The 26,228-nt window shown below is 36.3% G+C and carries 22 protein-coding genes and 1 rRNA gene; 9 read left to right on the top strand and 14 right to left on the bottom strand.

Going from position 1 to position 26,228, the window contains the following annotated elements:
- Positions 1-251: 251 nt before the first annotated feature.
- From ychF to MKY37_RS10305, 3 genes are all read right to left on the bottom strand, one after another.
- On the bottom strand, positions 252-1,352 hold the full coding sequence (gene ychF / locus MKY37_RS10315) for a redox-regulated ATPase YchF (protein WP_340776700.1): 1,101 nt from the start codon (positions 1,350-1,352) through the stop codon (positions 252-254).
- Between the two features lie 202 nt (positions 1,353-1,554).
- Complete coding sequence (locus tag MKY37_RS10310) at positions 1,555-1,755, bottom strand: DUF951 domain-containing protein (RefSeq protein WP_340776698.1); 201 nt, start codon at positions 1,753-1,755, stop codon at positions 1,555-1,557.
- A 42-nt stretch (positions 1,756-1,797) separates the two neighbouring features.
- The gene (locus MKY37_RS10305) at positions 1,798-2,616 is read right to left on the bottom strand and encodes a mechanosensitive ion channel family protein (protein WP_340776696.1); all 819 of its coding nucleotides are present in this window, start codon (positions 2,614-2,616) and stop codon (positions 1,798-1,800) included.
- A gap of 66 nt (positions 2,617-2,682) precedes the next feature.
- Here MKY37_RS10305 and yyaC point away from each other — a divergent pair, with 66 nt between their 5' ends.
- Positions 2,683-3,294 carry a spore protease YyaC gene (gene yyaC, locus MKY37_RS10300; RefSeq protein WP_340776693.1) on the top strand — a complete coding sequence of 204 codons (612 nt, stop codon included), beginning with the start codon at positions 2,683-2,685 and terminating at the stop codon, positions 3,292-3,294.
- Here the strand turns inward: yyaC and MKY37_RS10295 are convergent.
- The 11 genes from MKY37_RS10295 to rpmH all read right to left on the bottom strand — a co-directional run bounded on the left by MKY37_RS10295 (position 3,250) and on the right by rpmH (position 13,246).
- Complete coding sequence (locus tag MKY37_RS10295) at positions 3,250-3,954, bottom strand: DUF554 domain-containing protein (RefSeq protein WP_340776690.1); 705 nt, start codon at positions 3,952-3,954, stop codon at positions 3,250-3,252. The two genes, yyaC and MKY37_RS10295, sit on opposite strands and share 45 nt — an antisense overlap.
- Before the next feature lie 213 nt (positions 3,955-4,167).
- A complete protein-coding gene (locus MKY37_RS10290; RefSeq protein ID WP_340776688.1) occupies positions 4,168-5,004 on the bottom strand; it encodes a ParB/RepB/Spo0J family partition protein in 837 nt (278 codons plus the stop codon).
- Positions 4,997-5,758 (bottom strand): ParA family protein, encoded by a 762-nt coding sequence (locus tag MKY37_RS10285; protein ID WP_340776686.1) that lies wholly within the window; start codon positions 5,756-5,758, stop codon positions 4,997-4,999. Before MKY37_RS10285 ends, MKY37_RS10290 begins: the two co-directional genes overlap by 8 nt.
- 136 nt (positions 5,759-5,894) lie before the next feature.
- Positions 5,895-6,764, bottom strand: coding sequence for a nucleoid occlusion protein (noc, locus tag MKY37_RS10280; protein WP_340776684.1), 870 nt, complete (start codon positions 6,762-6,764; stop codon positions 5,895-5,897).
- A 91-nt stretch (positions 6,765-6,855) separates the two neighbouring features.
- The gene (gene rsmG / locus MKY37_RS10275; protein ID WP_340776681.1) at positions 6,856-7,572 is read right to left on the bottom strand and encodes a 16S rRNA (guanine(527)-N(7))-methyltransferase RsmG; all 717 of its coding nucleotides are present in this window, start codon (positions 7,570-7,572) and stop codon (positions 6,856-6,858) included.
- A 23-nt stretch (positions 7,573-7,595) separates the two neighbouring features.
- On the bottom strand, positions 7,596-9,485 hold the full coding sequence (gene mnmG, locus MKY37_RS10270) for a tRNA uridine-5-carboxymethylaminomethyl(34) synthesis enzyme MnmG (protein ID WP_340776679.1): 1,890 nt from the start codon (positions 9,483-9,485) through the stop codon (positions 7,596-7,598).
- Between the two features lie 22 nt (positions 9,486-9,507).
- Positions 9,508-10,893 (bottom strand): tRNA uridine-5-carboxymethylaminomethyl(34) synthesis GTPase MnmE, encoded by a 1,386-nt coding sequence (gene mnmE / locus MKY37_RS10265; RefSeq protein ID WP_340776677.1) that lies wholly within the window; start codon positions 10,891-10,893, stop codon positions 9,508-9,510.
- Between the two features lie 236 nt (positions 10,894-11,129).
- Positions 11,130-11,867 (bottom strand): RNA-binding cell elongation regulator Jag/EloR, encoded by a 738-nt coding sequence (jag, locus tag MKY37_RS10260; protein ID WP_340776675.1) that lies wholly within the window; start codon positions 11,865-11,867, stop codon positions 11,130-11,132.
- Complete coding sequence (gene yidC / locus MKY37_RS10255) at positions 11,864-12,634, bottom strand: membrane protein insertase YidC (protein ID WP_340776673.1); 771 nt, start codon at positions 12,632-12,634, stop codon at positions 11,864-11,866. Before yidC ends, jag begins: the two co-directional genes overlap by 4 nt.
- Positions 12,635-12,702: 68 nt before the next feature.
- A complete protein-coding gene (gene rnpA, locus MKY37_RS10250; RefSeq protein ID WP_340776671.1) occupies positions 12,703-13,047 on the bottom strand; it encodes a ribonuclease P protein component in 345 nt (114 codons plus the stop codon).
- 64 nt (positions 13,048-13,111) lie between these two features.
- Complete coding sequence (gene rpmH, locus MKY37_RS10245) at positions 13,112-13,246, bottom strand: 50S ribosomal protein L34 (RefSeq protein ID WP_090567297.1); 135 nt, start codon at positions 13,244-13,246, stop codon at positions 13,112-13,114.
- Positions 13,247-13,761: 515 nt separating this feature from the next.
- On the opposite strand from rpmH, the gene dnaA reads away from it, so the two are divergent.
- From dnaA to MKY37_RS10205, 8 genes are all read left to right on the top strand, one after another.
- Positions 13,762-15,105, top strand: a complete 1,344-nt coding sequence (gene dnaA / locus MKY37_RS10240; RefSeq protein ID WP_340776669.1) for a chromosomal replication initiator protein DnaA — start codon at positions 13,762-13,764, stop codon at positions 15,103-15,105.
- Between the two features lie 172 nt (positions 15,106-15,277).
- Positions 15,278-16,414, top strand: coding sequence for a DNA polymerase III subunit beta (dnaN, locus tag MKY37_RS10235; protein WP_340776667.1), 1,137 nt, complete (start codon positions 15,278-15,280; stop codon positions 16,412-16,414).
- A gap of 477 nt (positions 16,415-16,891) precedes the next feature.
- Positions 16,892-17,119 (top strand): S4 domain-containing protein YaaA, encoded by a 228-nt coding sequence (gene yaaA / locus MKY37_RS10230; protein WP_340779896.1) that lies wholly within the window; start codon positions 16,892-16,894, stop codon positions 17,117-17,119.
- A gap of 1 nt (position 17,120) precedes the next feature.
- Entirely contained in the window at positions 17,121-18,236 is a 1,116-nt protein-coding gene (gene recF, locus MKY37_RS10225) for a DNA replication/repair protein RecF (protein WP_340776665.1), read from the top strand.
- Positions 18,237-18,329: 93 nt separating this feature from the next.
- On the top strand, positions 18,330-20,252 hold the full coding sequence (gyrB, locus tag MKY37_RS10220; RefSeq protein ID WP_340779895.1) for a DNA topoisomerase (ATP-hydrolyzing) subunit B: 1,923 nt from the start codon (positions 18,330-18,332) through the stop codon (positions 20,250-20,252).
- Positions 20,253-20,279: 27 nt separating this feature from the next.
- Entirely contained in the window at positions 20,280-22,805 is a 2,526-nt protein-coding gene (gyrA, locus tag MKY37_RS10215) for a DNA gyrase subunit A (protein WP_340776663.1), read from the top strand.
- 347 nt (positions 22,806-23,152) lie between these two features.
- Complete coding sequence (locus MKY37_RS10210) at positions 23,153-24,259, top strand: HD-GYP domain-containing protein (RefSeq protein ID WP_340776661.1); 1,107 nt, start codon at positions 23,153-23,155, stop codon at positions 24,257-24,259.
- A gap of 263 nt (positions 24,260-24,522) precedes the next feature.
- Positions 24,523-26,076, top strand: a 16S ribosomal RNA gene (locus tag MKY37_RS10205).
- Positions 26,077-26,228 lie beyond the last annotated feature (152 nt).

The raw sequence follows: 26,228 nt of genomic DNA, 5'->3' as shown, positions 1-26,228 counted from the left end.
AGGTACTACTCGTTTAATTGATTGGAGTGTAAGGTGGCGACTCCAGCGGGAATAGCGTTAGGTGAAGACCCCGCAGCGTAGCGAGGAGGCTGAGGCAACGCCCGCGGAACGCGTCCACCTGTAACGCAAATCAGTTGTATCGATTAATTCTTTAAAGTACTATGGACACTTGATTCGCAGCACGATAAATTATATACTTTCTTATCTATAAAAAAGGATTAGTGATTTTTCACTAATCCTTTTTCTGCTTATTATACATTGAAGCGGAACAACATAACGTCTCCGTCTTGTACGATATATTCTTTTCCTTCTAAACGAACCTTACCAGCTTCTTTTGCAGCAGCCATTGATCCAGTTTCAACTAAATCGTCATATGCAACTGTTTCCGCACGAATAAATCCTTTTTCAAAGTCAGAGTGGATAACCCCGGCACATTGAGGAGCTTTCATACCTTTTAGGTATGTCCAAGCACGTACTTCTTGCACTCCGGCAGTAAAGTAAGTTGCTAGACCTATTAATGAATAAGAAGCTTTGATTAACTGATCTAACCCAGACTCTTTAATTCCTAATTCTTCTAGGAACATAGCTTTTTCCTCATCTTCTAGTGCTGCCATCTCTTCTTCAATTTTTGCACATATAAGTATTACCTGTGCGCCTTCTTCAGCAGCAAATGCACGTACTTTTTGTACATATTCATTTTCGCTATCAGCCATGATATCATCTTCTGAAACGTTCGCAACATAAAGCATTGGTTTCGTTGTTAACAGATGAAAGCCTTTCACTACGCGCTGCTCTTCTTCTGTAAATTCAACCGAACGACCTGATTTTCCTGCTTCAAAAGCTTCTTTTAAGCGAGTAAGAACTGGTTCTTCTGCAAGCGCCTCTTTATCTCTTTGTTTTACCATTTTAGTTACACGAGCAAGGCGTTTATCTACGCTTTCTAGATCTGCTAATATTAACTCTAAGTTAATCACTTCAATATCAGAAATTGGATCCACTTTTCCGGATACATGCGTGATATTTTCATCTTCGAAACAACGAACAACCTGACAGATTGCATCTACTTCACGGATGTGGGCAAGAAATTTATTTCCAAGTCCTTCTCCTTTACTTGCACCCTCGACAATTCCTGCGATATCCGTAAACTCGAACGCAGTAGGAACGGTTTTCTTTGGTACTACCAATTCTGTTAATTTATCTAAACGTGCATCAGGTACTTCAACTACCCCTACATTGGGATCGATAGTAGCAAATGGATAGTTTGCTGCAAGTGCTCCAGCTTTTGTTATTGCATTAAACAATGTAGATTTTCCTACGTTTGGTAATCCTACTATTCCAGCAGTTAACGCCATATATGTCACAGCCCTTCATAATTTTAAACTTTAAACTCTATCCCGCATAAACGGGCAGTATGACTCCCACTTTAAAGTTGTGCTCGAGCAATAAAGCATAGTGGGAGATAACTGCCCGTAACTGCCCGAATGGTTACTGATTGAAGTTTCACTTTATATACAACTTGTTCATTATATTGATTTTAGCGATAAAAGTCTATCATTACTCTGCATCGGCTTGCACAATAAGCTTCTTCATCTTCTTTTCAAATTCTTTCCTTGGTATCATTACACTGTGTTGACATCCCTCGCATTTAATACGAATATCAGCTCCCATACGAATGATTTTCCAAGCATTTGTTCCACATGGATGCTGTTTCTTCATTTCTACTATATCATTTAGTTGAAATTGTTTCTTTTCCATTTTATCACCTACTTATTTTTCTTTAGTAAACAATCATTGGAGTTATGAAATTTTAATGCCTTTTTGTTCAAGGAAATCTATTAAATCTCTTCTAATTTTTCTCGCTACACTGTTTTGTTTCGTAGGTATAGTCTCAGCGGTAAATCGTACAACTATTTCGGTTGCATCGAAACTTTGTACTCCAAGATAACTAGGTGTTTTAACGAGTTCTTCATATTTGTTAGGTAATTCTTTAAGAAATTCCTCAATGTTTTTTTCCATTGATGGAATATCATTTTCAGGTGCAACGCTAATATCTATTAAAGCCAAGGAGTTATAAATCGAATAGTTTATAACGACCAAAATGCTACCATTTGGAATTATGTGAAGTTCCCCTGTATAACTTTTCACTTTTGTTGTACGTAAACCTATTTCCTGAACAATTCCATTGGCTGTCCCTATCTGTACTTGGTCCCCCACCGAAAATTGATCTTCAAATATTATAAAAAATCCAGTAATGATATCTTTCACTAAACTTTGAGCACCAAAACCAACTGCTAGACCAACAATTCCTGCACCAGCAAGCAATCCGGCCACTTTTATACCAAATATAGTCAAAATGGCTATAATAGCACTGAAATACACAACATAAGTTAACACATTTTGAAGAAGCTTCATTAATGTATTTTGCCTACGCTCTGAATACCCTAAGGGGCTTCTTTGTCTGACTAAGAAAAACTTTTGGATAATGCGTTTACCAACTCTTATCGCAATAGCAGTTACCAATAAAATAAGTATTATTTTAATAACATCAAGCCCAAGTTGTATCCAAGTTTCTTCTTTAAATAAATAATCCTTCAAATTTTGAATTGTTGCTTCCATACTAGTTGTTTCCACCTCACTTGAATAAATAATTTCCTAGATGCATATACTGACTCTAAAAAGAAAGTGAGTAATTATATGAACTCTTCTGCTACTACTATTACCGAACCTTCTACAATTTATTATAAGGAAACAGGCGCAATTTGGCGATTAAGCAACTACTTTATAGAACAAATACCATTTGACCACCCAAATCTAGTTTTTTGTTGTATTGGTACCGATCGCTCTACCGGAGATGCACTTGGGCCGATGACAGGTTCTTTCTTATCACAACTTAAGTCATTTCCATTTGAAATTGTCGGTACGTTGGATAATCCTTTGCATGCACTAAACATTGAAGAAATTACGGAGACAATCCGAAGCTCTCCAAAAGCCCCTTATATTATAGCTATAGATGCTTGCTTAGGGAATGCAAATAATATTGGACAAATTATCGTTCACCCTGGTCCCTTATATCCAGGCAAAGCAGTAAAAAAAGAATTACCTCCAATCGGAGAAATCTCTATTAAAGCAATCGTAAATATCGGAGGTTTCATGGAATATAATGTTTTACAAAGTACTCGGCTTCATCTAACTTACGAAATGGGAAGAGTCATCTCTCGTTCTCTACTTTTAGCGTGGCATCGTTATAATTTAAAAGTTATAAATAATAGCAACAGCAATACCGACAATAACTAAACTTGGCAATAGATTCGCAACTCTTACCTTTGTTACCCCCAACAAATTAAGTCCAATTGCAATAATCATAATACCACCAGTAGCTGTCATTTCTTGAAGAAACATTTCAAGTGCAGCTTCTGGTATTATTTTTGTAATCTGGGTAGCAAAAATTGCAATTACTCCCTGATAGATAGCTACAGGAATCGCAGAGAAAAGGACACCTATCCCTAGAGTTGCAGACAGAACAATAGAGGTAAACCCATCAATTATCCCTTTACTGATTAATAGTTCATGGTCGTTTTGTAAGCCTCCGTTAAGCGCTCCCAGTACTCCCATTGCTCCTATAACGAATATTAAAGTTCCTGCAACAAATCCCTGTGCTATGCCTCCACCTTTCTTTTTAGATCCCATTCTAGCTTCTAAATACTGAGCAAATTGATTTAACCATTTATCCAAATCAATCCATTCACCTATAACGCCCCCGAAAACAATACAAATAATAATTAATACAAAATTATCACTTTCTAACCCCATTTGGATACCTAGTAAAGCAACTACTATTCCTATTGCATTCATAACTGTTTGCTTCATATTTTCAGGAATTCCTTTTAATAATCTACCAATTAATGCGCCTACTACTATTAAGATAGCATTTACCAATGTCCCTAATAAAACCATTACCATGCCTCATTCCAATAATAAAGTGAAACTTCAACCAGTGTGTTCTCTATCCCCACTGATTGTTAGTTGAATCAATCAGGCTTTTACAGGCAGTCGATCTTCCACATACACCACGTTACTTTAACCTTGCTTTGAAGTGGAAGTCTTACTGCCAGTTAAAACGGGGTAAAAATATAACCTATTCCTAGGCATTGCCTAAGGAATAGGTTCTTAATCTTCTAATAATTGCAATATCCTTTCTAAATCATCATCTGAATAAAACTCAATTTCAATTTTACCTTTATCCTTGTTTTTAACAATAGAAACAGGAGTTCCGAATATTTCTCTTAACTCAGATTCCTTTTCTTTCGTAAAGATATCCTTTTGAATCTTTTTTGTTTCACGTGGAACATTTTCATTTAAACGCTGAACTAAAGCCTCTAGTTGCCTCACATTTAAGTTTTCCTTAATTGACTTTTGCATGATTAATGGTATAGATTTTTTCTTCTTTAATCCAAGAAGTGCTTTCCCATGTCCCATTGATAAAATACCATCAGAGATTGCTTCTCTAACAACTTGAGGTAAAGATAGTAAACGAATATGATTTGCTATATGTGGTCTACTTTTCCCTAATCTAAAAGCAAGTTGTTCTTGAGTTAAGTTTAAATGTTCTATTAAATTTTGATAAGCCTCTGCCTCTTCAATTGCTGTTAAATCTTCTCTTTGAAGATTTTCAAGAATTGCAAGTTCCATCATTTGCTGGTCATTAAGCTCTCTTATCACAGCGGGAATTACTTCTAAATTTGCTAACTGAGATGCTCTGAATCTTCTTTCGCCTACTACAATTTCAAACTTCGAACCTTTTTTCCTTAAAATAATTGGTTGTAGTACGCCATGTTCCTTAATAGATTCGGAAAGTTCCTTCATAGCTTCTTCGTCAAATATTTTACGTGGTTGAAAAGGATTTGGTTTAATATCTATTATGAAAATCTGCTCAACTTGTTCTACTTGATCTAAATCTTCTCCTGGGAAAAGCGCATTAATACCCTTTCCTAATCCTTTAGCCATTACGAATCACTTCCCTCGCTAGTTCTAAATAAACTTCTGCCCCTCTAGACTTCGGATCGTAGATGATAATTGGTTCCCCGTGACTTGGTGCCTCACTTAGTCGGACATTTCTAGGAATAATTGTTTTATACACTTTATCTTGAAAATACTTTTTTACTTCTTCAATTACCTGAATACCTAAATTTGTACGCGCATCAAACATTGTTAATAACACACCATCAATTGAGAGATTTTTATTTAAATGCTTTTGAACTAAACGTATAGTACTTAACAATTGACTTAAACCTTCTAAAGCGTAAAACTCACATTGTACCGGGATAATGATTGCATCAGAAGCAGTTAATGAATTGATCGTCAATAACCCCAGCGATGGTGGACAGTCTATAACAATATAATCATAAAGATCTTGTACTTCCTGCAATGCTCTTTTTAAGCGAACTTCTCTGGATATGGTAGATACTAATTCTATCTCTGCACCGGCCAAAGAAATAGTAGCAGGAACTATATATAAATTTTCAACTTTTGTTTCTTGGATGGTTTCTTTAACACTAACATCATCAATGAGTACGTCATAAATGCATTGCTGAATCTCACCTTTATTAACCCCTACCCCACTTGATGCATTTCCTTGTGGATCTATATCAACTAGTAATACTTTTTTCCCCAAGTATGCAAGGCAGGCACTTAAATTCACAGATGTAGTTGTCTTTCCTACCCCACCTTTTTGATTGGCGATTGCTATAATTCTTCCCACACTTGCACCTACTTTCTAACTAAATTAATAACCACTACTATATTCTATCAAATTTCGAAAGAAAAATGGGTGTTATTCTTGTTATAAAAGAAAAACTCTCGCAAATTATATGCGAGAGTTGAAATAAGATAGTATATTATGATTTCTTTTTAGGTATTTTTACAGTAATTTGATAAAATTCATCTGTATCTTCTTCTTCAGTTTTTATATTAATACCGCTTTTAGTTACCATCGATAAAGATTGTTTAATCGTATTTAATGCAATACGGACATCTTTACTTACTACTTTTCTTTTTGATTTATCCTTTTTACCATTTTTTAATGGTGGGTTAATAATTTCATTAACCTTTTCTTCTAGCTGCTTAACATTCCATTGTTTTTCAATTGACATGTTCATCAGTTCTAGTTGTGTATCTTTTTCTTTAATAGCCATTAATGCGCGTGCATGTCTTTCCGAAAGTTCTTTTTTCATAATAGCTTCTTGAACTTCCTGAGGCAACTTTAGTAATCTCAGTTTGTTTGCAACTGTAGACTGACCTTTACCTAGACGTTGTGCCAGTGCTTCTTGTGTTAAATCGTGCAATTTCAATAGTTTTTGATAAGCTACCGCTTCTTCTATAGCTGTTAGTTCTTCACGCTGTAAGTTTTCTATTAATGCAATCGAAGCAGTTTCTTTATCACTTAAATTACGAATTATTGCTGGAACCTCAGCCCATTTTAACTTGGTCATCGCTCTAAAGCGACGCTCTCCAGCAATTATCTCGTATTTTTCATCATCCATCTTCCGGATTATGATTGGTTGGATCACGCCGTGTGTATGGATAGTTCTTGCTAATTCTTCTATTTTTTCATCATCAAAAACAGTTCTCGGTTGATATCTGTTAGGTACTATTTTCTCAATTGCTATATTTAAAACTTCTTCTAAATGATTTTGCCTCGGCTCGATCATTTCTTCCTGCCCTTGTTTTTCAGAACTCCCAAAAAAACGTGAAAAAGGACTTTTCATCTTACCCGCACCACCTTTTCGAAACTCTATACACAAAATATTCACGATTAAAATAATTATACTTTAAATGTTTCACGTGGAACGTTCCTCATTAAATAATTGGTGTTTTGTTTGGAATACCTGGTTTTCGAGGGTATCTTTTCGGTGTGCTTTTAGTTTTAGAAAAGACATACAACGTTCTTTCACTATTTTCTATTGGTAACAGAAATGAATAATCTGCAGCTTTTTCCGCACCTAAAACGGATAATGCTTTGGAAGCATCTTTTAATTCTTCGGATGCGCTAGCTGCTTTCATCGCTATAAATTTTCCTCCAACTTTCACTAAAGGAAGACAAAGTTCAGATAACACGGAAAGCCTCGCGACAGCTCTCGCAGTGACGATATCATAATTTTCTCTATATTCTTTATTTTGTCCGAAGTCTTCTGCACGGGAATGGACAAAATGAACATTTGTTAGTCCAAGTTCTTGACTAAGATGAGTTAAAAATTGAATTCTTTTATTTAAAGAATCTACAATTGTGACACTTAAATTAGGAAAACAAATTTTCAAAGGAATACTAGGAAAACCTGCTCCTGCTCCAACATCACAAATAGAGTATTTCCCTGTGAAATCTTCATAAAAAGAAGCACTAATGGAATCGAAAAAATGCTTTAAATAAACAGATGCTTCATCAGTTATTGCTGTTAGATTCATCTTTTCATTCCATTCCACTAGTAACTTAAAATAAGTTTGAAATTGTTTTACTTGTGTACTACTCAAATCTATTCCTTTTTCATGAAGGGCTTGTACAAATTGTTCTTCGTTCATGTAGTTCTCCTTATCATTTTAGACTATCCAGTGACTTTTGCTATTTTTCCTTGTTCAATATATATAAGAAGAATAGAAATATCGGCTGGATTTACTCCTGAAATGCGAGATGCTTGAGCAATCGACAACGGACGGACTTGCATCAGTTTTTGTTTTGCTTCTGTAGCAATACCATTGATTGCATCATAATCAATATTCTCAGGAATTTTTTTGTCTTCCATTTTTTTAAGTTTTTCTACTTGCTGAAGAGATTTTTCAATATACCCTTCATATTTAACTTGTATCTCTACTTGTTCTTTTTCTTCTAGAACTAATTCTACCTCAGAAGGTGATAATTGAGCTACTAAATCATAGTTCATTTCAGTTCGTTTTAACAGATCTGCTGCACGAATCCCATCTTTCAATTCGCTACCATCCACGCTTCGTATTAAAGCTTGGGTCATTTCATTTGGTTTTATCATTGTAGATCGTAAACGAACTAACTCATCTTCTATTCTTTTCTTTTTCTCTAAGAACTTATTATATCGTGTTTCTGGAACTAAGCCAATTTCATATCCGATTTCTAAAAGTCTTAAATCGGCATTATCGTGACGAAGTAATAAACGATATTCTGCACGTGAAGTAAGTAAACGATAAGGTTCATTTGTTCCTTTCGTTACTAAGTCGTCAATTAGTACACCAATATACGCTTCTGATCTACTTAACACTTTTTCTTCTTTCTTAAGTGCTCGTAAACCTGCATTTATTCCTGCCATCAAGCCTTGACCTGCTGCTTCTTCGTAACCAGAAGTCCCATTGATCTGACCTGCAGTATATAAATTTTTTACTTTTTTAGTTTCTAATGTCGGCCATAATTGTGTTGGTACCATTGCATCATACTCAATTGCGTATCCAGCACGCATCATTTCCGCATTTTCAAGTCCTGGAACAGATGCTAAAAGCTGGCGTTGAACATGTTCTGGAAGACTTGTAGACAATCCTTGAACATAAACCTCACGTGTATTTCTACCCTCTGGCTCCAAGAAAATCTGGTGACGTGGCTTGTCATTAAAGCGAACTACTTTGTCTTCAATGGAAGGGCAATATCTTGGTCCAGTTCCTTTAATCATACCAGAATACATTGGTGATAAATGTAGATTATCATTAATAATTTGATGTGTCGTTTCACTTGTATAGGTTAACCAGCAAGGTAATTGATCCATTATGAATTCAGTTGTTTCGAAACTGAATGCTCGCGGAACATCATCTCCAGGTTGGATTTCTGTTTTACTATAATCTATTGTTTTACTGTTTACACGTGGTGGAGTCCCTGTTTTAAAACGGACTAGATCAAATCCTAAATCACGAATACTGTCCGCTAATTTTATGGAAGGCTGCTGATTATTTGGACCACTTGAATATTTCAAGTCACCAATAATAATTTCACCACGTAAGAAAGTACCCGTCGTTATTACGACCGTTTCTGCACGATAAATTGCTCCAACTTGCGTTTCAAGTCCTACAATTTTATCGTCCTCTACTATTAAGTCTTCTACTACAGCTTGATGAATCGTTAAGTTTTCTTGCTCCTCTAAAAGTCGCTTCATCTCATTTTGGTATAATACTTTATCTGCTTGCGCACGTAGTGCTCGAACAGCAGGTCCTTTCCCTGTGTTCAGCATTCTCATTTGAATATGTGTTTTGTCTATAACTTTTCCCATGGCCCCGCCAAGTGCATCTATTTCACGCACAACAATTCCTTTTGCAGGTCCTCCGATCGATGGATTACAAGGCATAAATGCAATCATATCAAGATTAATTGTTAGAACTAAGGTATTTGCACCCATTTTAGCAGCTGCTAATGCTGCCTCCACGCCTGCATGTCCTGCTCCTACAACAATCACATCGAACTTGCCTGCTTCAAACTTCGGCATGTTCGTAACTTCCTTTCGTGTTTTATTTTCCTAAACAAAATTGTGAAAACAGTTGATCAATCAAACTTTCTTCTACTGTATCTCCTGTTATTTCACCTAATATCTCCCATGTTCTAGTAACATCTATTTGTATCATATCCACAGGTACATCACTCTGTGCAGCTTCTAATGCATCCGTAATAGTAGATTTTGCCAAGTTTAATAATGATATATGACGGGCATTCGAAACATAAGTCAGATCTGAAGCTTCGATTGAACCTTCAAAGAATAGTGAGGCAATTGCTTCTTCTAATTCATCTACACCTTCTTCTTGTAGCAAAGAAGTGGTCACTATACGTTTATGACCTGATAAGCTTCTTACTTCATCTATATCTATTTCGGTTGGTAAATCAGTTTTATTGATAATTAGGATATAATCCATTCCTTCAATTGCTTCTAACAATCTTCGGTCTTCCATCGTTAACTGTTCAGCACTATTTAATACAAGCAATATAAGATCTGCTTCTTTAAGTACCTGTCTAGATTTTTCTACGCCAATTCTTTCCACAATATCTTCTGTTTCTCGAATTCCAGCAGTATCAACCAACTTTAATGGAACACCGCGTACATTAACGTATTCTTCTATAATATCTCTCGTTGTTCCTGCTATATCCGTCACAATTGCTTTATTTTCTTGTATTAAACTATTTAATAGAGACGACTTCCCTACATTTGGCCTACCGATAATCGCAGTAGATAGCCCTTCTCTTAGTATTTTACCTTGGGATGATGTCAAAAGTAATTTATCGATTTCTTGGCTGACCCAAGTACATTTTTCGATCATCAGTGGAAGTGTCATTTCTTCCACATCATCGTACTCTGGATAATCGATATTTACTTCTACTTGTGCCAAAGTCTCTAAGAGTGCTTGCCTCAATGTTGCAATAAGCCTTGATAATCGACCGTCCATTTGTCCTAATGCAATATTCATTGCTTTATCTGTTTTTGCTCTTATTAAATCCATTACTGCTTCAGCTTGTGACAAATCAATTCTTCCATTTAAAAAAGCACGTTTGGTAAACTCACCTGGTTCTGCAAGTCGAGCTCCGTTAATCAATACTAACTGTAGTACTCGATTAACAGAAACTAGTCCCCCGTGGCAGTTTATCTCAATTACGTCTTCTCTTGTAAACGTTTTTGGACCTTTCATTAAGGACAGCATAACTTCCTCTACAACCTCATCCGTTTTAGGGTCAACTAAATGTCCGTAGTGAATGGTATGAGAACTCTGCTCAAATAAATCTTTTCCGTTTGGCGAACGAAATATTTTATTTGCTATAGCTATTGCACTAGATCCACTTAATCTCACTATTGCAATGGCGCCTTCTCCCATTGGAGTCGAAATAGCAGTTATTGTATCAAATTCCACAGGTGTCCACCTCCTTACAAATCCATACATATCCACATGTGTATAACAAAAACGAACACGACTATCTAACTTATAACAATACCATAAAACAACCAAAATCAGAAGTATAGATACTTTTACATATATGAACAAAAGTACCTAAAGTTAGACATAGGATGAATATGCATTAAAAAATTTTGTTAAACAGCAAGAAAAACGGACTTCAGTGTTTTACATAGCTGAAATCCGTTTAAGGGTTATTTAATTGGTTCAATGACTAGATAACGATTTGGATCCGTTCCCACTGAATAGGTTTCTATATCTACTCGTACAGACAATGCATTATGAATTATTTTTCGTTCAAATGATGACATCGGTTCAAATTCTACCTTACTACCAGTTCGAGTAGCCTTGTCTGCCATTCTTTCTGCTAGTTGCTCCAATGACTCTTGTCTTCGTTCTCGATAATTACCAACATCTAATTTAATAATGATAAAGGAATTAGAAAACTTATTGGCAACTAGTTGCGATAAATTTTCTAAAGCATTTAATGTTTGTCCACGCTTCCCAATTAACATAGCTGCTTTCTCACTATTCAGGTGAAGATGAATAAACTTCCCTTCTCTTTTTTCATTTATAACTAAATCGTCAATACTCATTTCTTTCGCAATCTCATTTATATAGCTTTTTGTTTCTTTAACTGCTTGTTCATTTGTTTCTGTAATAGTTGGTTCATCTTCCGTAACCGACACATTTGCGACTGTCTTTTCTAGTTCGACAACTTCTTCAACTTGTTCTTCTACTACTTTTAGTTCTTGTTCTTTTTTTAAAACAGTTACTTCAACAACTGCAGGCTTCGTTCCAAATCCAAGAAAACCTTTTTTACCTGCTTCCACTACCTTAATTGACACGTCATTTCTTGAAACACCAAGCTTTTCAAGTGCAACTGTTATAGCTTCTTCTTTTGTAGGTGCAGTTTGTGTAATCTGATTCATTTTTTTGGACCTCCCGTTTTAACAGGTGTTGTTTTTGGTTTGTTCCAAGGTTTGTAAATGAATAAATTTTGAAGAATAGAAATAATATTTCCAATAACCCAATACAAAGTCAATGCAGCTGGTAATACGATACCAAATCCCATAATCATAAATGGCATAATGTACATCATAAGCTTCATTTGAGGATTATCCATTGCCGGACCAGTACGTAAAACAATTAATTGCATAAGACCCGCCAGAATAGCTAAGAAAATACTAGGTTCTGCTAGTGCAAAGCCAACAAAATCTCCAAGATTAATCTCTGGTGTATTATTCATACGACTAATTGCGTGATAAAAACCAATTAATATCGGCATTTGAATAACAACTGGTAAACATCCCGCAGCAGGATTAACTCCTTTTTCTTTAAAGAGTGCCATCATTTCTTGCTGATACTTTTGCTGAGTCACAGCATCTTTGGAGCTATATTTTTCTTTTAATTTTTGTAATTCAGGTTGGACTTCTTGCATATTTTTAGAGCTTTTCGTTTGTTTGATCATTAATGGTAGTAATACTAAGCGAATAATTATTGTTACCGCAATAATACCCAAACCATATGTGCCTAATATTCCTTTAAAGAACGTAATGGACGATACTAAAGGCCATACGATGTATTCATTCCAAAATCCTTCTGAGTTATCATAGATTGGCTCATTAAATTCTGTACATCCTGCTAGTAAGGCAGTAGTTACTATTAATAATAGTACAAGTGATAAACGTTTATTCAACCTTCTTCCCCCTAATAAGTCTTATATATCTCTTCATTTCATCTTACCATTTCTTTAACAAGTTACTACTAACTTTTTTTGTTCAAGACTTTAGCTACTTTTAAAACATGTTCCAAACTTTTTTTGGTTTCATGAAAGTTTAACTTGGCCGCTGGATTTCTAGCGATAATAATATAGTCCATGTTTGGAAATACTTGATCATGTATTTCAAGGAAGGTTTGTCTAATATATCGTTTAATACGATTACGGACTACTGCATTTCCTACTTTTTTACTGACAGATAATCCAACCCGATAATAATCTTCTTCTTTTTTTAAGCAGTACACAACAAATTGTCTATTTGCAAAGGACTTACCTTTTTTAAAAATTGTCTGGAACTCTGCATTCTTTTTAATACGTTGTTTCTTGTTCATCTTCTCACCAGCTCCAACTAATCGTTTTAAAAGAAAAAAAAGACCACTGAAATGGTCAGTGGACTTATGCTGATAATACTTTTCTTCCTTTAGCACGACGGGCTGCAATTACGCGTCGACCGTTTTTTGTACTCATACGTGCGCGGAAACCGTGATTTTTGGCACGTTTACGTGTATTTGGTTGGAATGTACGTTTCATCTATATGACACCTCCTGAGTGGACATCTTCAAACTTCTTAAGACAGTCTCCGATATTATATATAAATTACAGTGGTTTTGTCAATGACTTTCAATAATTCTCCTCTCTTTTAGTAATACTTAGTTATCCACAATTAAGAATGAATCTGTTTTAGTACCTGTTCATAAAAAAATCCACCAAAAAATTATCCACAACACTTATAAACATATTCTTCACATATTATTCTATTGTGGACAACTTATATTGTTAATAATTAAATAATTGTGGATAACCCTTAAAATTCTTGTAATTCCTATGTTTTTTTGTTACGATATTTGTGTTTTACTTTTTCAATAATATTTCACTCTTTTTTATTATCCACAGTTGTTAGTAATCTGTGGATAAGTTTATTCCCATAACTTTATAAAGTTTATCCACAGTCGGTGGATTTGTGTATATGTCGAATTTTGTTATACATATTTTATTTTTTGAGAAAGAGTTTAACTATCAAATCTATAGTAAAGGAGACTAGATAATTGGAACATTTAGAAGAACTTTGGGCTAAAGTTCTCTCTGAAGTAGAAAAGAAAACATCGAAACCAAGTTTTGAAACTTGGCTGAAGTCGACCAAACTACTTTCATATAAAGGAGAAACAGTCACGATAGCTGCGCCCAATTCATTTGCTAGGGATTGGTTAGAGAATCATTATGTTCACCTAATAGCTGGTATATTAACTGAGTTAACTGGCAATGAATTACTTATATCTTTCGTTGTACCAAAAACTCAAGATATGGATGATTTCGACATTCCTAAACCTAAGATGCCTGCAAATGACGGAGATCAACCAGATTTTTCACCAGGGATGTTAAATTCTAAAAATACATTTGATACATTTGTCATTGGATCTGGTAATCGCTTCGCCCATGCAGCATCTTTAGCTGTAGCCGAGGCTCCCGCTAAAGCCTACAACCCACTATTTATATATGGAGGTGTTGGATTAGGAAAAACCCACTTAATGCATGCGATTGGTCATTATGTACAAGAACACAATCCAAATGCTAAAGTGGTTTATTTATCTTCTGAAAAGTTTACAAATGAGTTTATAAACTCCATTAGAGATAATAAAGCCGTCAATTTCCGCAACAAATATAGAAATGTAGATGTTCTACTAATAGATGATATTCAGTTCCTAGCAGGAAAAGAATCAACTCAAGAAGAATTTTTCCATACTTTTAATGCCCTGCATGAGGAATCTAAGCAAATTGTCATTTCAAGTGACCGTCCTCCTAAAGAAATTCCTACTTTAGAAGATCGTTTACGTTCTCGCTTTGAATGGGGATTAATCACAGATATTGCTCCACCTGACCTAGAAACTCGTATTGCTATTTTACGCAAGAAAGCACGTGCTGATGGATTAGATATATCAGATGACGTGATGGCGTATATAGCAAATCAAATAGATTCCAATATTCGTGAACTAGAAGGCGCTCTCATCCGAGTAGTGGCCTATTCTTCTCTTATAAATAAGGATATTAATATCGATTTAGCAGCAGAGGCTCTTAAAGATATATTGCCGAATGCTCGACCTAGAATTATTACAATTTTAGATATCCAAAAAGTAGTTGGAGAGCATTTTCATATTCGATTAGAAGATTTTGTCGCTAAAAAGCGGACAAAGTCGATTGCATTTCCACGGCAAGTAGCAATGTATCTTTCACGAGAATTAACTGATTTTTCATTGCCTAAAATTGGGGAAGAATTTGGAGGGCGTGATCATACAACTGTTATTCATGCTCACGAAAAAATATCTAAAATGCTAAAAGAAGACACAAATCTTCAAGACGATGTAAAACAAATCAAATCTATTCTTGGAAGATAAAAAGAGTTTGTGGATAAATGCTTAGTTTACTAGATTACTTAAACACAACTTATGCACATGTGGACAAGTAGCTCTACCTAGGTAAAAAAAGGCTTATCAACATATCCACAAGCCCTAGTACTATATCTATTATTCTTTAAATAAATAATAATTATATAAGTGAGGTATAAAAATGAAATTCGAAGTAATGAGAGATAGTTTATTAGAGGGATTAAGTGATGTTATTAAAGCAGTAAGTTCCAAAACAACAATTCCAATTCTAACTGGATTAAAACTCGAAGTAACTAATAAAGGACTTTATATTACTGGTAGTGATTCAGATATAACTATTCAAACTTTTATACCTGTTGAAAAAAATGGAGAACAAATTATTAGTATTAAAGAAACAGGTTCTATTGTTTTACAAGCAAGAGTATTTAATGAAATTGTACGTAAGTTACCAACAAACGATGTAGAAATTGAAGTAACCAATCAATTCCAAACACATATAAGATCAGGAAAATCGGAATTTAATCTAATTGGACTCGATGCAACAGAATATCCTTTACTACCTGAAATTGAAGAAGAAAGACAATTCTTTATTGCATCTGATTTACTCAAATCTATTATTAAAGAAACTGTATTTGCGGTATCTACTTCTGAAAGTCGCCCTGTTCTTACAGGCGTCAATTGGCAGGTAAAAGAAGGGGAACTTCACTGTGTAGCTACTGATAGTCACCGATTAGCCAAAAGAAAAACAGTTATTAAAGATTTGCCAGAGGAAGAATACAGTATAGTAATTCCTGGTAAAAGTTTAAATGAATTAAATAAAATCTTAGAAGAAACATCATCGGAAGTAGCAATTGTGATGACACAACAACAGATTCTATTTAAAACAGGCGATGTACTATTTTATTCACGATTATTAGAGGGTAATTATCCAGACACTTCAAGATTAATCCCAAGTGAGAGCAAAACAACTATTTTGGTAAACAGTAAATCGTTATTGCAAGCAATAGACAGAGCCTCTTTACTTGCACGTGAAGAACGAAACAATGTTGTACGCTTTTCAACTTTAGGTAACGGTTTTGTAGAAGTATCTTCTAACTCTCCAGAGATAGGTAATGTAGAAGAACAAATTCAAGCAGAAGAAATAGATGGGGAAGAATTAAAAATTTCATTCAGCGCCAAATATATGATGGATGCTTTAAAAGCTATTGATGGTCAAGATGTAAAGATTTTATTCACAGGGGCTATGAGACCATTTATATTGAAATCTGTACATGATGATTCAATTTTACAACTGATTTTACCAGTTAGAACTTACTAATATTCAAGAGATAGTCACGTTTGTGGCTATCTTTTTTTGATAGAAAGTATATAAAGATGTCCTGTGAACACTGGACTCATGGGGCTTTAAAGAACGAGTAATCCTGTGATTTCCGTTTCATGTGGACGCTTTCCGCGGGCGAGGCCGAGCCTCCTCGTTCGCTACGCTACCTGTGGGGTCTCGACTTTCTCGCTTATCCAGCTGGAGTCGCCACATTCCACTACAATAGATATAGGGAGTAGTACTTCACTGGTGATTTGTAAAAGCAATTCGGTTTTTCTAAGGTATGGAAAACAAACAATTTTTACTTCGTATTTCTCAAGTTTTGGTACCATTCACCCGAATCAGCTCAAAATTGTAGTATAAAGCCACTGGAAGCTTTTCTAGGCATAACTAGCCCTTCCACTTTTCTTTGCTTATTTCGTAATTTAAGGTAAAATGAAGGGATAATGATTAGGAGAAGAGGTTGAATTATTGTTGGAAAAAATTCGATTTGACTCAGAATTTATCACACTTGGTCAATTATTAAAAATGACAGATGCAATTAGCTCCGGTGGAATGGCCAAATGGTTTTTAAGCGAGCATGAGGTATATGTCAACGGAGAAGTGGATCAAAGACGAGGTCGTAAATTACGCCATGATGATATAGTGAACATACCAGGAGTAGGAAGATTTCAGTTGGTTGGACCTGAGAACGGGGATTGAAATGTATATTGAACGATTAGAGTTAAAAGATTTCCGTAATTACGATTCAATTGAAATGAACTTTTCCTCTAAGATCAATGTGTTAATAGGTGAAAATGCGCAAGGTAAAACAAATTTAATGGAATCTCTCTATGTATTATCCATGGCAAAGTCTCATAGGACTTCTAACGATAAAGAATTGATACGTTGGGAAGCAGACTATGGTAAAATAAAAGGAGATATACAAAAAAAGTATGGGCATTTGCCTTTAGAATTGATTCTTTCAAAAAAAGGAAAAAAAGCCAAAGTAAACCATTTAGAGCAAACGAGATTAAGTGATTATATAGGTCAGCTTAATGTCGTGATGTTCGCACCAGAGGATTTATATTTAGTAAAAGGAAGTCCACAAGTAAGAAGACGATTTCTCGATATGGAAATCGGTCAAATTTCCCCTATTTATTTACATGATTTACTTCATTTCCAAAAAATAATGAAACAGCGAAATCATATTTTAAAACAACATCAAGGTAAGCCTATGTTAAATGATGTGATGTTCGATGTTTATACGGAACAATATATAGATGCAGCAACAAAAGTGATTCAAAAGAGATTTCATTTTATGGAATTATTACAACAATGGGCGGAACCAATTCACTTTGGGATATCTAGAGGCTTAGAAAAATTGCGAATTTCCTACAATTCTTCAACCGGAATTCAACCAGAATGGTCAATAAGTGAAATGAAAAGTCATCTAGAAAGAAAAATAGCAGAGAATCAGAATAGAGAACTCTATCGTGGAGTATCCTTAATTGGACCACATCGCGATGATTTACAATTCTTTGTAAATGACTATGATGTACAAACTTATGGATCTCAAGGACAGCAGCGTACAACAGCATTGTCTTTGAAGCTCGCTGAAATTGAATTAATAAAACAGGAGGTTGGTGAATCTCCTGTTTTATTACTGGATGACGTTCTATCAGAACTAGATGACTATCGACAATCTCACTTGTTAAATACAATTCAAGGAGATGTCCAAACGTTTGTTACAACCACAAGTGTTGAGGGAATTGCCCATGAAACAATTCAACAAGCTGAATTGTTTCATGTGGAACAAGGTGCAATAGTAGATCAATAAGAACATACAATTAATACAAATATACAAATAGAATTTTTTTTAAAATGATTCACCATTATTGAAGGTATGAAAGAGTGGGTGAGCAAGTTGGCAATGGAAGAAAAAGACCTAAATCAATCTTATGATGCTGATCAGATACAAGTATTAGAAGGATTAGAAGCTGTTCGTAAGCGTCCAGGGATGTATATTGGTACAACAAGTTCAAAAGGGCTTCATCATCTTGTTTGGGAAATTGTCGATAACAGTATTGATGAGGCATTAGCAGGTCACTGTGACCATATTATTGTTACTATCGAAAAGGATGACTGGATCCGAGTAGAAGACAACGGTCGTGGTATACCAGTTGATACACAAGAAAAAATGGGTAAGCCGGCAGTAGAGGTAATCATGACGGTTCTACATGCAGGTGGTAAATTTGGAGGCGGCGGATATAAAGTATCCGGTGGACTACATGGTGTAGGTGCCTCAGTAGTAAACGCCCTATCCGAATATACAGAAGTATATGTTAAACGTGACGAAAAAATTCATCTTATTAAATTTGAGCGTGGAGCAGTTTCTTCTCCTCTAGAAGTTATTGGAGACACAGATGTTACAGGAACAACTACTAGATTTAAAGCAGATGCTGAGATTTTCATGGAAACTACTATCTACGAGTACGAAATTCTTGAACATCGTGTACGTGAACTTGCGTATTTAAATCGCGGATTATCTATAACACTTGCTGATGAAAGAGAAGGAAAAGAAAAAACCGTTAAATATTACTACGAGGGTGGTATTAAATCATACGTAGAAGATTTAAACGAATCCAAAGAGCCAATAACAGAAGAAGCAATATTTGTTGAAGGTGAAAAAGATGGAATTTCCGTAGAGATTGCTATGCAATATAATTCAGGATACTCTTCAAATATTTTATCTTTTGCTAATAATATTAGTACGTACGAAGGTGGAACTCATGAATCTGGCTTCAAAACTGCATTAACTCGTGTCATTAACGACTATGCAAGAAAGAACGGCTTGTTAAAAGATGCAGATACCAATTTATCTGGGGATGATGTGCGGGAAGGTTTAACTGCAATTGTTTCTATAAAACACCCAGATCCTCAATTCGAAGGTCAAACAAAAACAAAATTAGGTAACTCCGAAGTAAGCCCAATTACTAATAGTCTATTTTCCGAAGGATTTGATCGATTTTTATTAGAAAATCCTCAAATTTCTAGAAAAATAGTAGAAAAAGGGCTAATGGCTGCTAGAGCTCGCGTTGCTGCTAAAAAAGCGCGTGAATTTACACGTCGAAAATCGGCGTTAGAGGTTTCTAGTTTACCCGGTAAATTAGCAGACTGCTCTTCTCGTGTTCCTGCAGAAAGTGAACTATATATTGTAGAGGGTGACTCTGCCGGTGGTTCTGCTAAATCTGGTCGTGACCGTCATTTCCAAGCAATACTGCCTTTACGTGGTAAGATTCTGAATGTGGAAAAGGCTCGCTTAGATCGAATTTTAGGAAATGCAGAGATTCGTGCAATGATTACTGCACTTGGAACAGGTATTGGAGAAGAGTTTACTTTAGAAAAAGCTCGTTATCATAAGATTATTATTATGACAGATGCTGACGTTGATGGAGCGCATATTCGGACATTGTTACTTACATTCTTCTTCCGTTTTATGAGACCATTAATTGAGGCTGGCTATGTATATGCAGCTCAGCCACCTTTATATCAAGTTAAACAAGGGAAGCACGTAGAATATTGCTATAATGATGAACAATTAAAAGAAATTTTAGACCGTTTACCTAAAACTTCAAAACCAAATATTCAACGTTATAAAGGTTTAGGAGAAATGGATGCAGATCAGCTTTGGGAAACAACGATGGATCCGGAAGAACGTACATTACTACAAGTAAATTTAGATAATGCAATGGAAGCGGATAAGGTTTTTGAACAACTAATGGGCGAGGAAGTAGAACCAAGACGTCTATTTATTGAAGAAAACGCTGTATACGTGAAAAACTTAGATATTTAAGAAAGTGTGTGACTGGAGGTCTTTAGGATGTCAGAAATACCGAATAAAGGCGTAAAGGGGATCAATATTAGTACAGAAATGAAAACCTCATTTCTAGATTATGCGATGAGTGTTATTGTATCCCGTGCCTTACCAGACGTTCGTGATGGGCTAAAGCCTGTACATCGTCGAATTTTATATGGTATGCAAGAGTTGGGGAATACGCCTGATAAACCTCATAAAAAATCGGCTCGTATTGTAGGAGACGTAATGGGGAAATACCATCCACATGGCGACTCATCTATTTATGATGCGATGGTACGTATGGCGCAAGATTTTAGTTATCGTTATATGCTTGTAGATGGTCATGGAAATTTTGGTTCTGTCGATGGAGACGGGGCAGCGGCTATGCGTTATACGGAATCACGTATGTCCAAAATTGCTTTAGAATTATTGCGAGATATTAATAAAAATACGATTGATTACAAAGACAACTACGATGGACAAGAAAAAGAACCAGTTGTGTTACCTAGTAGATATCCTAATTTACTTGTAAACGGTGCTTCTGGAATTGCTGTTGGAATGGCTACGAATATTCCATCACATAATTTAGGAGAAGTAATTGACGGAGTATTGGCTTTAGCTGAAAACCCTGCAATTACAATTGAAGAGTTGATGTCTATTATACCTGGACCGGATTTCCCAACTGGTGGTATTATTTTAGGTCGTAGTGGTATTCGTCGTGCCTATGAAACAGGTAGAGGCTCTATATTAATACGTGCAAAAGTCGAGATTGAAGTAAAATCAAGTGGTAAAGAAGTTATTATCGTTAAAGAATTACCATACCAAGTAAATAAAGCTCGATTAATAGAAAAAATTGCTGAATTAGTACGCGATAAAAAAATCGATGGTATTACCCATTTAGCGGATGAATCAGATCGTAATGGAATGCGAATTGTTATTGAGGTACGTAAGGATGCGAATTCTCACGTATTATTAAATAACTTATATAAACAAACTGCATTACAATCAAGCTTTGGTGTTAATATGCTCGCATTAGTGGACAACCAACCAAAAGTTTTGAACATAAAAGAAATGCTTTATTATTACTTAGAACATCAAAAAGTGGTAATACGTCGTCGTACGCAGTTTGAACTGAACAAAGCTGAAGATCGTGCACATATTTTAGAAGGACTTCGAATTGCTTTAGATCATATCGATGAAATTATCAAGCTAATTAGAGCTTCACAAACAGGTGAAGAAGCTAAAAATGGATTGATAGAGACATTCAATTTATCTGAAAGACAAGCTCAGGCTATTCTAGATATGCGTTTACAACGTTTAACCGGTTTAGAACGTGATAAAATTGAAGAAGAATATAAAAACTTAATGAAATTGATTGAAGAACTAAAATTCATTTTGGCAAATGAATATCGTGTAGTTGAAATAATTAGAGAAGAAATTTCCGAGATTAAAGATCGCTATGCAGACAAACGTCGAACTGAAATTATTGCTGGAGGAGCAGAAGTTTTAGAGGATGAAGATTTAATCCCGATAGAAAATTCTGTACTCACTTTAACAAACAAAGGATATATTAAACGTTTACCTGCTAACACGTATAAGAGTCAAAAAAGAGGTGGTCGTGGTGTACAAGGTATGGGTACAAATGAAGATGATTTTGTAGAGCATCTACTGTACACATCAACACATGATACAATTCTCTTCTTTACAAACAAAGGTAAAGTATATAGAGCTCGAGGATTTGAGATTCCAGAATACGGTCGTACAGCTAAAGGATTACCAATTATAAATCTATTAGGCATAGAAAAAGACGAGCATATTACTGCTATGATTCCAATGGCATCGTTTGAAGAAGAAAATTATTTTATTTTCACAACGAAATATGGAGTAACGAAACGTACTCCTGTAACCGGATTTGCACATATCCGTGCAAATGGATTAATTGCTATTTCCTTACGTGAGGAAGATGAACTTATTGCTGTCCGTTTAACCGATGGCGTCAAGCAAATCATTATTGGTACACGTCAAGGTAAATTGGTTCGATTCGAAGAGACAGACATACGCTCTATGGGCAGAACTGCCGGAGGAGTCAGAGGTATTCGTTTGAAAGATGACGACTATGTAGTTGGTATGGAGATTATTGAACCTGATCAAGAGATTTTAGTTGTGACAGAAAATGGGTACGGTAAACGTACTCCAGAGTCGGAATATCGCCTACAAAGTCGCGGTGGAATGGGTGTAAAAACTTGCCAAATCACAGACAAAAACGGTCCTTTATCAGCTGTTAAGGCAGTTAACGGTACAGAAGACCTTATGCTGATTACGATTAATGGAATGCTAATCCGTATGGATGTAAAAGATATTTCTAGAACGGGTCGTAGTACACAGGGTGTCCGTTTAATGAGACTAGCAGAAGACGAGCTAATTTCTACTGTAGCAAAAGTTGAAAAAGAAGAAGATGACGATGACGAAAATGTAGAAATTCTAGACAAGCTAGAAGAGGGATCTACAATTGAAGTAGAGTCATCTCTAACAGAAGAAGAAACCGAATAATAATAATAAACGAGGTTGGGACAGAACCCCAAAACAGCATTTTTCTCACAGAGAAAAATGCTGTTTTTTTTGCTGTGCACAAAATTGATTTCCATTCCAGGGACGCTTTCCACGGGCGTGGCCTGAGCCTGTAGTCTCAGGCGTCACGCTATTCCCGTAGGAGTCGCCCCTCCATTTCAATCAATTTTATTAACTATCCATTATTTATTAAAGGTTTCTCCTTATCCAATAAAATTTCTACTTCTGTTCAAGCTTCGTTTTTAAGTATCTAGGTAAGACATTTTCCATATACTTTCAATATGAGTATTTAGTATAATTAAAGAAACGTTTGGAAAGGGGGATTCTAAATGAACCAAACCCTCGTTAATTTAGAGGAATTGAAATTAGGTACTATAATTGCAGAAGATATATTAGTTAATACTAACTCACCTATCATTCATAAAGAGTCAAAGGTAACTAGAGAACTTATTCAAGTTTTGAGTGCTTTTAATATAACTAAAGTGCCAATTGTCCTAGAAAATGTTTTTAATAGATCAGAAGAAGAGATAAAAAAGTTATTTGAAGATAAAGTAGAATCTTCTCATATAGAAGAAAAGCCATTAGTGACCATTAGTTTTGTTCAATTATATAAAGAGGCAGTAGATAGTTTCTATAAAGAATTTATTGGCTGGGAAGCAGGCATGAAAGTAGACGTGGCAAAGCTACGGAATATTATTATGCCTTTAGTCGAAAAAGCAATGGTAGAAAAACAAGTATTTTCGCTGTTAAATATGTATTCCAAGATGGATAAATATATTGCACATCATTCTATAGCTGTTGGAATTATTTCAGGGGCAATAGCTAAAAAGTTAAATTATTCTTCCGGTCAAATAACACAAATGGCTACCGCTGGTTTAATGGCTGATATAGGTATGGCAAAAGTGGATCCCAAAATAAGAGATAAAAAGTCTATTCTGACAGAATCAGAATTTTCAGAGGTAAAAAAACATACTATTTATAGTTTTCAAATGATTAAAGATAGTCCCTTATTAAAACCTGAAATGAAATTAGCGATCTTTCAACATCATGAACGTTTAGACGGGAGTGGCTATCCGAAAAGTGATAAATTGAATGATGTTACTGTTTACTCTCAAATAATAGCGGTAGCTGACGTCTACCACGCGATGACTTCAGAACGTATTTATCGTGCGAAAAGTTCTTCTTTTAAAGTTCTAGAAATGATTCGAGAAGAAGGGTTTGGAAAATATAATATAGAAGTAGTTAATAAATTAGTAGAGTTAGTTGGGTCTCTTCCTATTTCAACTAGTGTTCTTCTGTCAACTGGAGAAAAAGGAGAAGTAGTTTTCTTACATAGAGATTCTCCAATGCGTCCAATGATTCGATTAACTGACAGTGGGCAAATAATAGATTTAGCAGCGAAAAGATCCATTCATATAGAGAGTATTATTAGCTAAGATAGCCTAAACTCTTTCTTCTTTATTAGCAGAAGAAAGAGTTTAATATTATTTTCTAATAAAGTGTTGACAAATTCCTGAGGACTTGATATTATATAGAAGTCGCCAAAACGACATCACAACAACATGAACATTGAAAACTGAACATGCAAAACGTTAAGACATACAGCTTATCAGCTAACTTGTTAGAATGATAAGCAAAACAATTTTGACATCATTTAATGATGATGCCAGCAAAACAAAATGAGCTTTTTAAGTTCTCTATTATGGAGAGTTTGATCCTGGCTCAGGACGAACGCTGGCGGCATGCCTAATACATGCAAGTCGAGCGAATGACGAAGAAGCTTGCTTCTTCTGATTTAGCGGCGGACGGGTGAGTAACACGTGGGCAACCTGCCCTGTAGATTGGGATAACTCCGGGAAACCGGGGCTAATACCGAATAATCCATTTCCTCACATGGGGAAATGTTAAAAGACGGTCTCGGCTGTCACTACAGGATGGGCCCGCGGCGCATTAGCTAGTTGGTGAGGTAACGGCTCACCAAGGCGACGATGCGTAGCCGACCTGAGAGGGTGATCGGCCACACTGGGACTGAGACACGGCCCAGACTCCTACGGGAGGCAGCAGTAGGGAATCTTCCACAATGGACGAAAGTCTGATGGAGCAATGCCGCGTGAGTGAAGAAGGTTTTCGGATCGTAAAACTCTGTTGTGAGGGAAGAACAAGTACGAGAGTAACTGCTCGTACCTTGACGGTACCTCATTAGAAAGCCACGGCTAACTACGTGCCAGCAGCCGCGGTAATACGTAGGTGGCAAGCGTTGTCCGGAATTATTGGGCGTAAAGCGCGCGCAGGCGGTCCTTTAAGTCTGATGTGAAATCCCACGGCTCAACCGTGGAAGGTCATTGGAAACTGGGGGACTTGAGTACAGAAGAGGAAAGCGGAATTCCAAGTGTAGCGGTGAAATGCGTAGAGATTTGGAGGAACACCAGTGGCGAAGGCGGCTTTCTGGTCTGTAACTGACGCTGAGGCGCGAAAGCGTGGGGAGCAAACAGGATTAGATACCCTGGTAGTCCACGCCGTAAACGATGAGTGCTAAGTGTTAGGGGGTTTCCGCCCCTTAGTGCTGCAGCTAACGCATTAAGCACTCCGCCTGGGGAGTACGGTCGCAAGACTGAAACTCAAAGGAATTGACGGGGGCCCGCACAAGCGGTGGAGCATGTGGTTTAATTCGAAGCAACGCGAAGAACCTTACCAGGTCTTGACATCCCGCTGACCGCTCTAGAGATAGAGTTTTCCCTTCGGGGACAGCGGTGACAGGTGGTGCATGGTTGTCGTCAGCTCGTGTCGTGAGATGTTGGGTTAAGTCCCGCAACGAGCGCAACCCTTGATCTTAGTTGCCAGCATTCAGTTGGGCACTCTAAGGTGACTGCCGGTGATAAACCGGAGGAAGGTGGGGATGACGTCAAATCATCATGCCCCTTATGACCTGGGCTACACACGTGCTACAATGGACGGTACAGAGGGTCGCAACCCCGCGAGGGTGAGCAAATCCCATAAAACCGTTCTCAGTTCGGATTGTAGGCTGCAACTCGCCTACATGAAGCCGGAATCGCTAGTAATCGTGGATCAGCATGCCACGGTGAATACGTTCCCGGGCCTTGTACACACCGCCCGTCACACCACGAGAGTTTGTAACACCCGAAGTCGGTGGGGTAACCCTTACGGGAGCCAGCCGCCGAAGGTGGGACAGATGATTGGGGTGAAGTCGTAACAAGGTAGCCGTATCGGAAGGTGCGGCTGGATCACCTCCTTTCTAAGGATAATATCGGAATACAGATTTTTATCTGTATCTTAACGTTTTGCAGTTCAGTTTTGAATGTTCATTTTTATATGAAGATTCAAAACTTGTTCTTTGAAAACTGGATAAAACGACATTGAAACAATAAACAACAAGAAATTCTGTTG

The sequence above is a fragment of the Psychrobacillus sp. FSL K6-2836 genome, assembly GCF_038003085.1.
In the GTDB taxonomy this organism is placed as follows: Bacteria; Bacillota; Bacilli; order Bacillales_A; family Planococcaceae; genus Psychrobacillus.
This window is presented reverse-complemented; position numbering and strand designations above follow the sequence as displayed.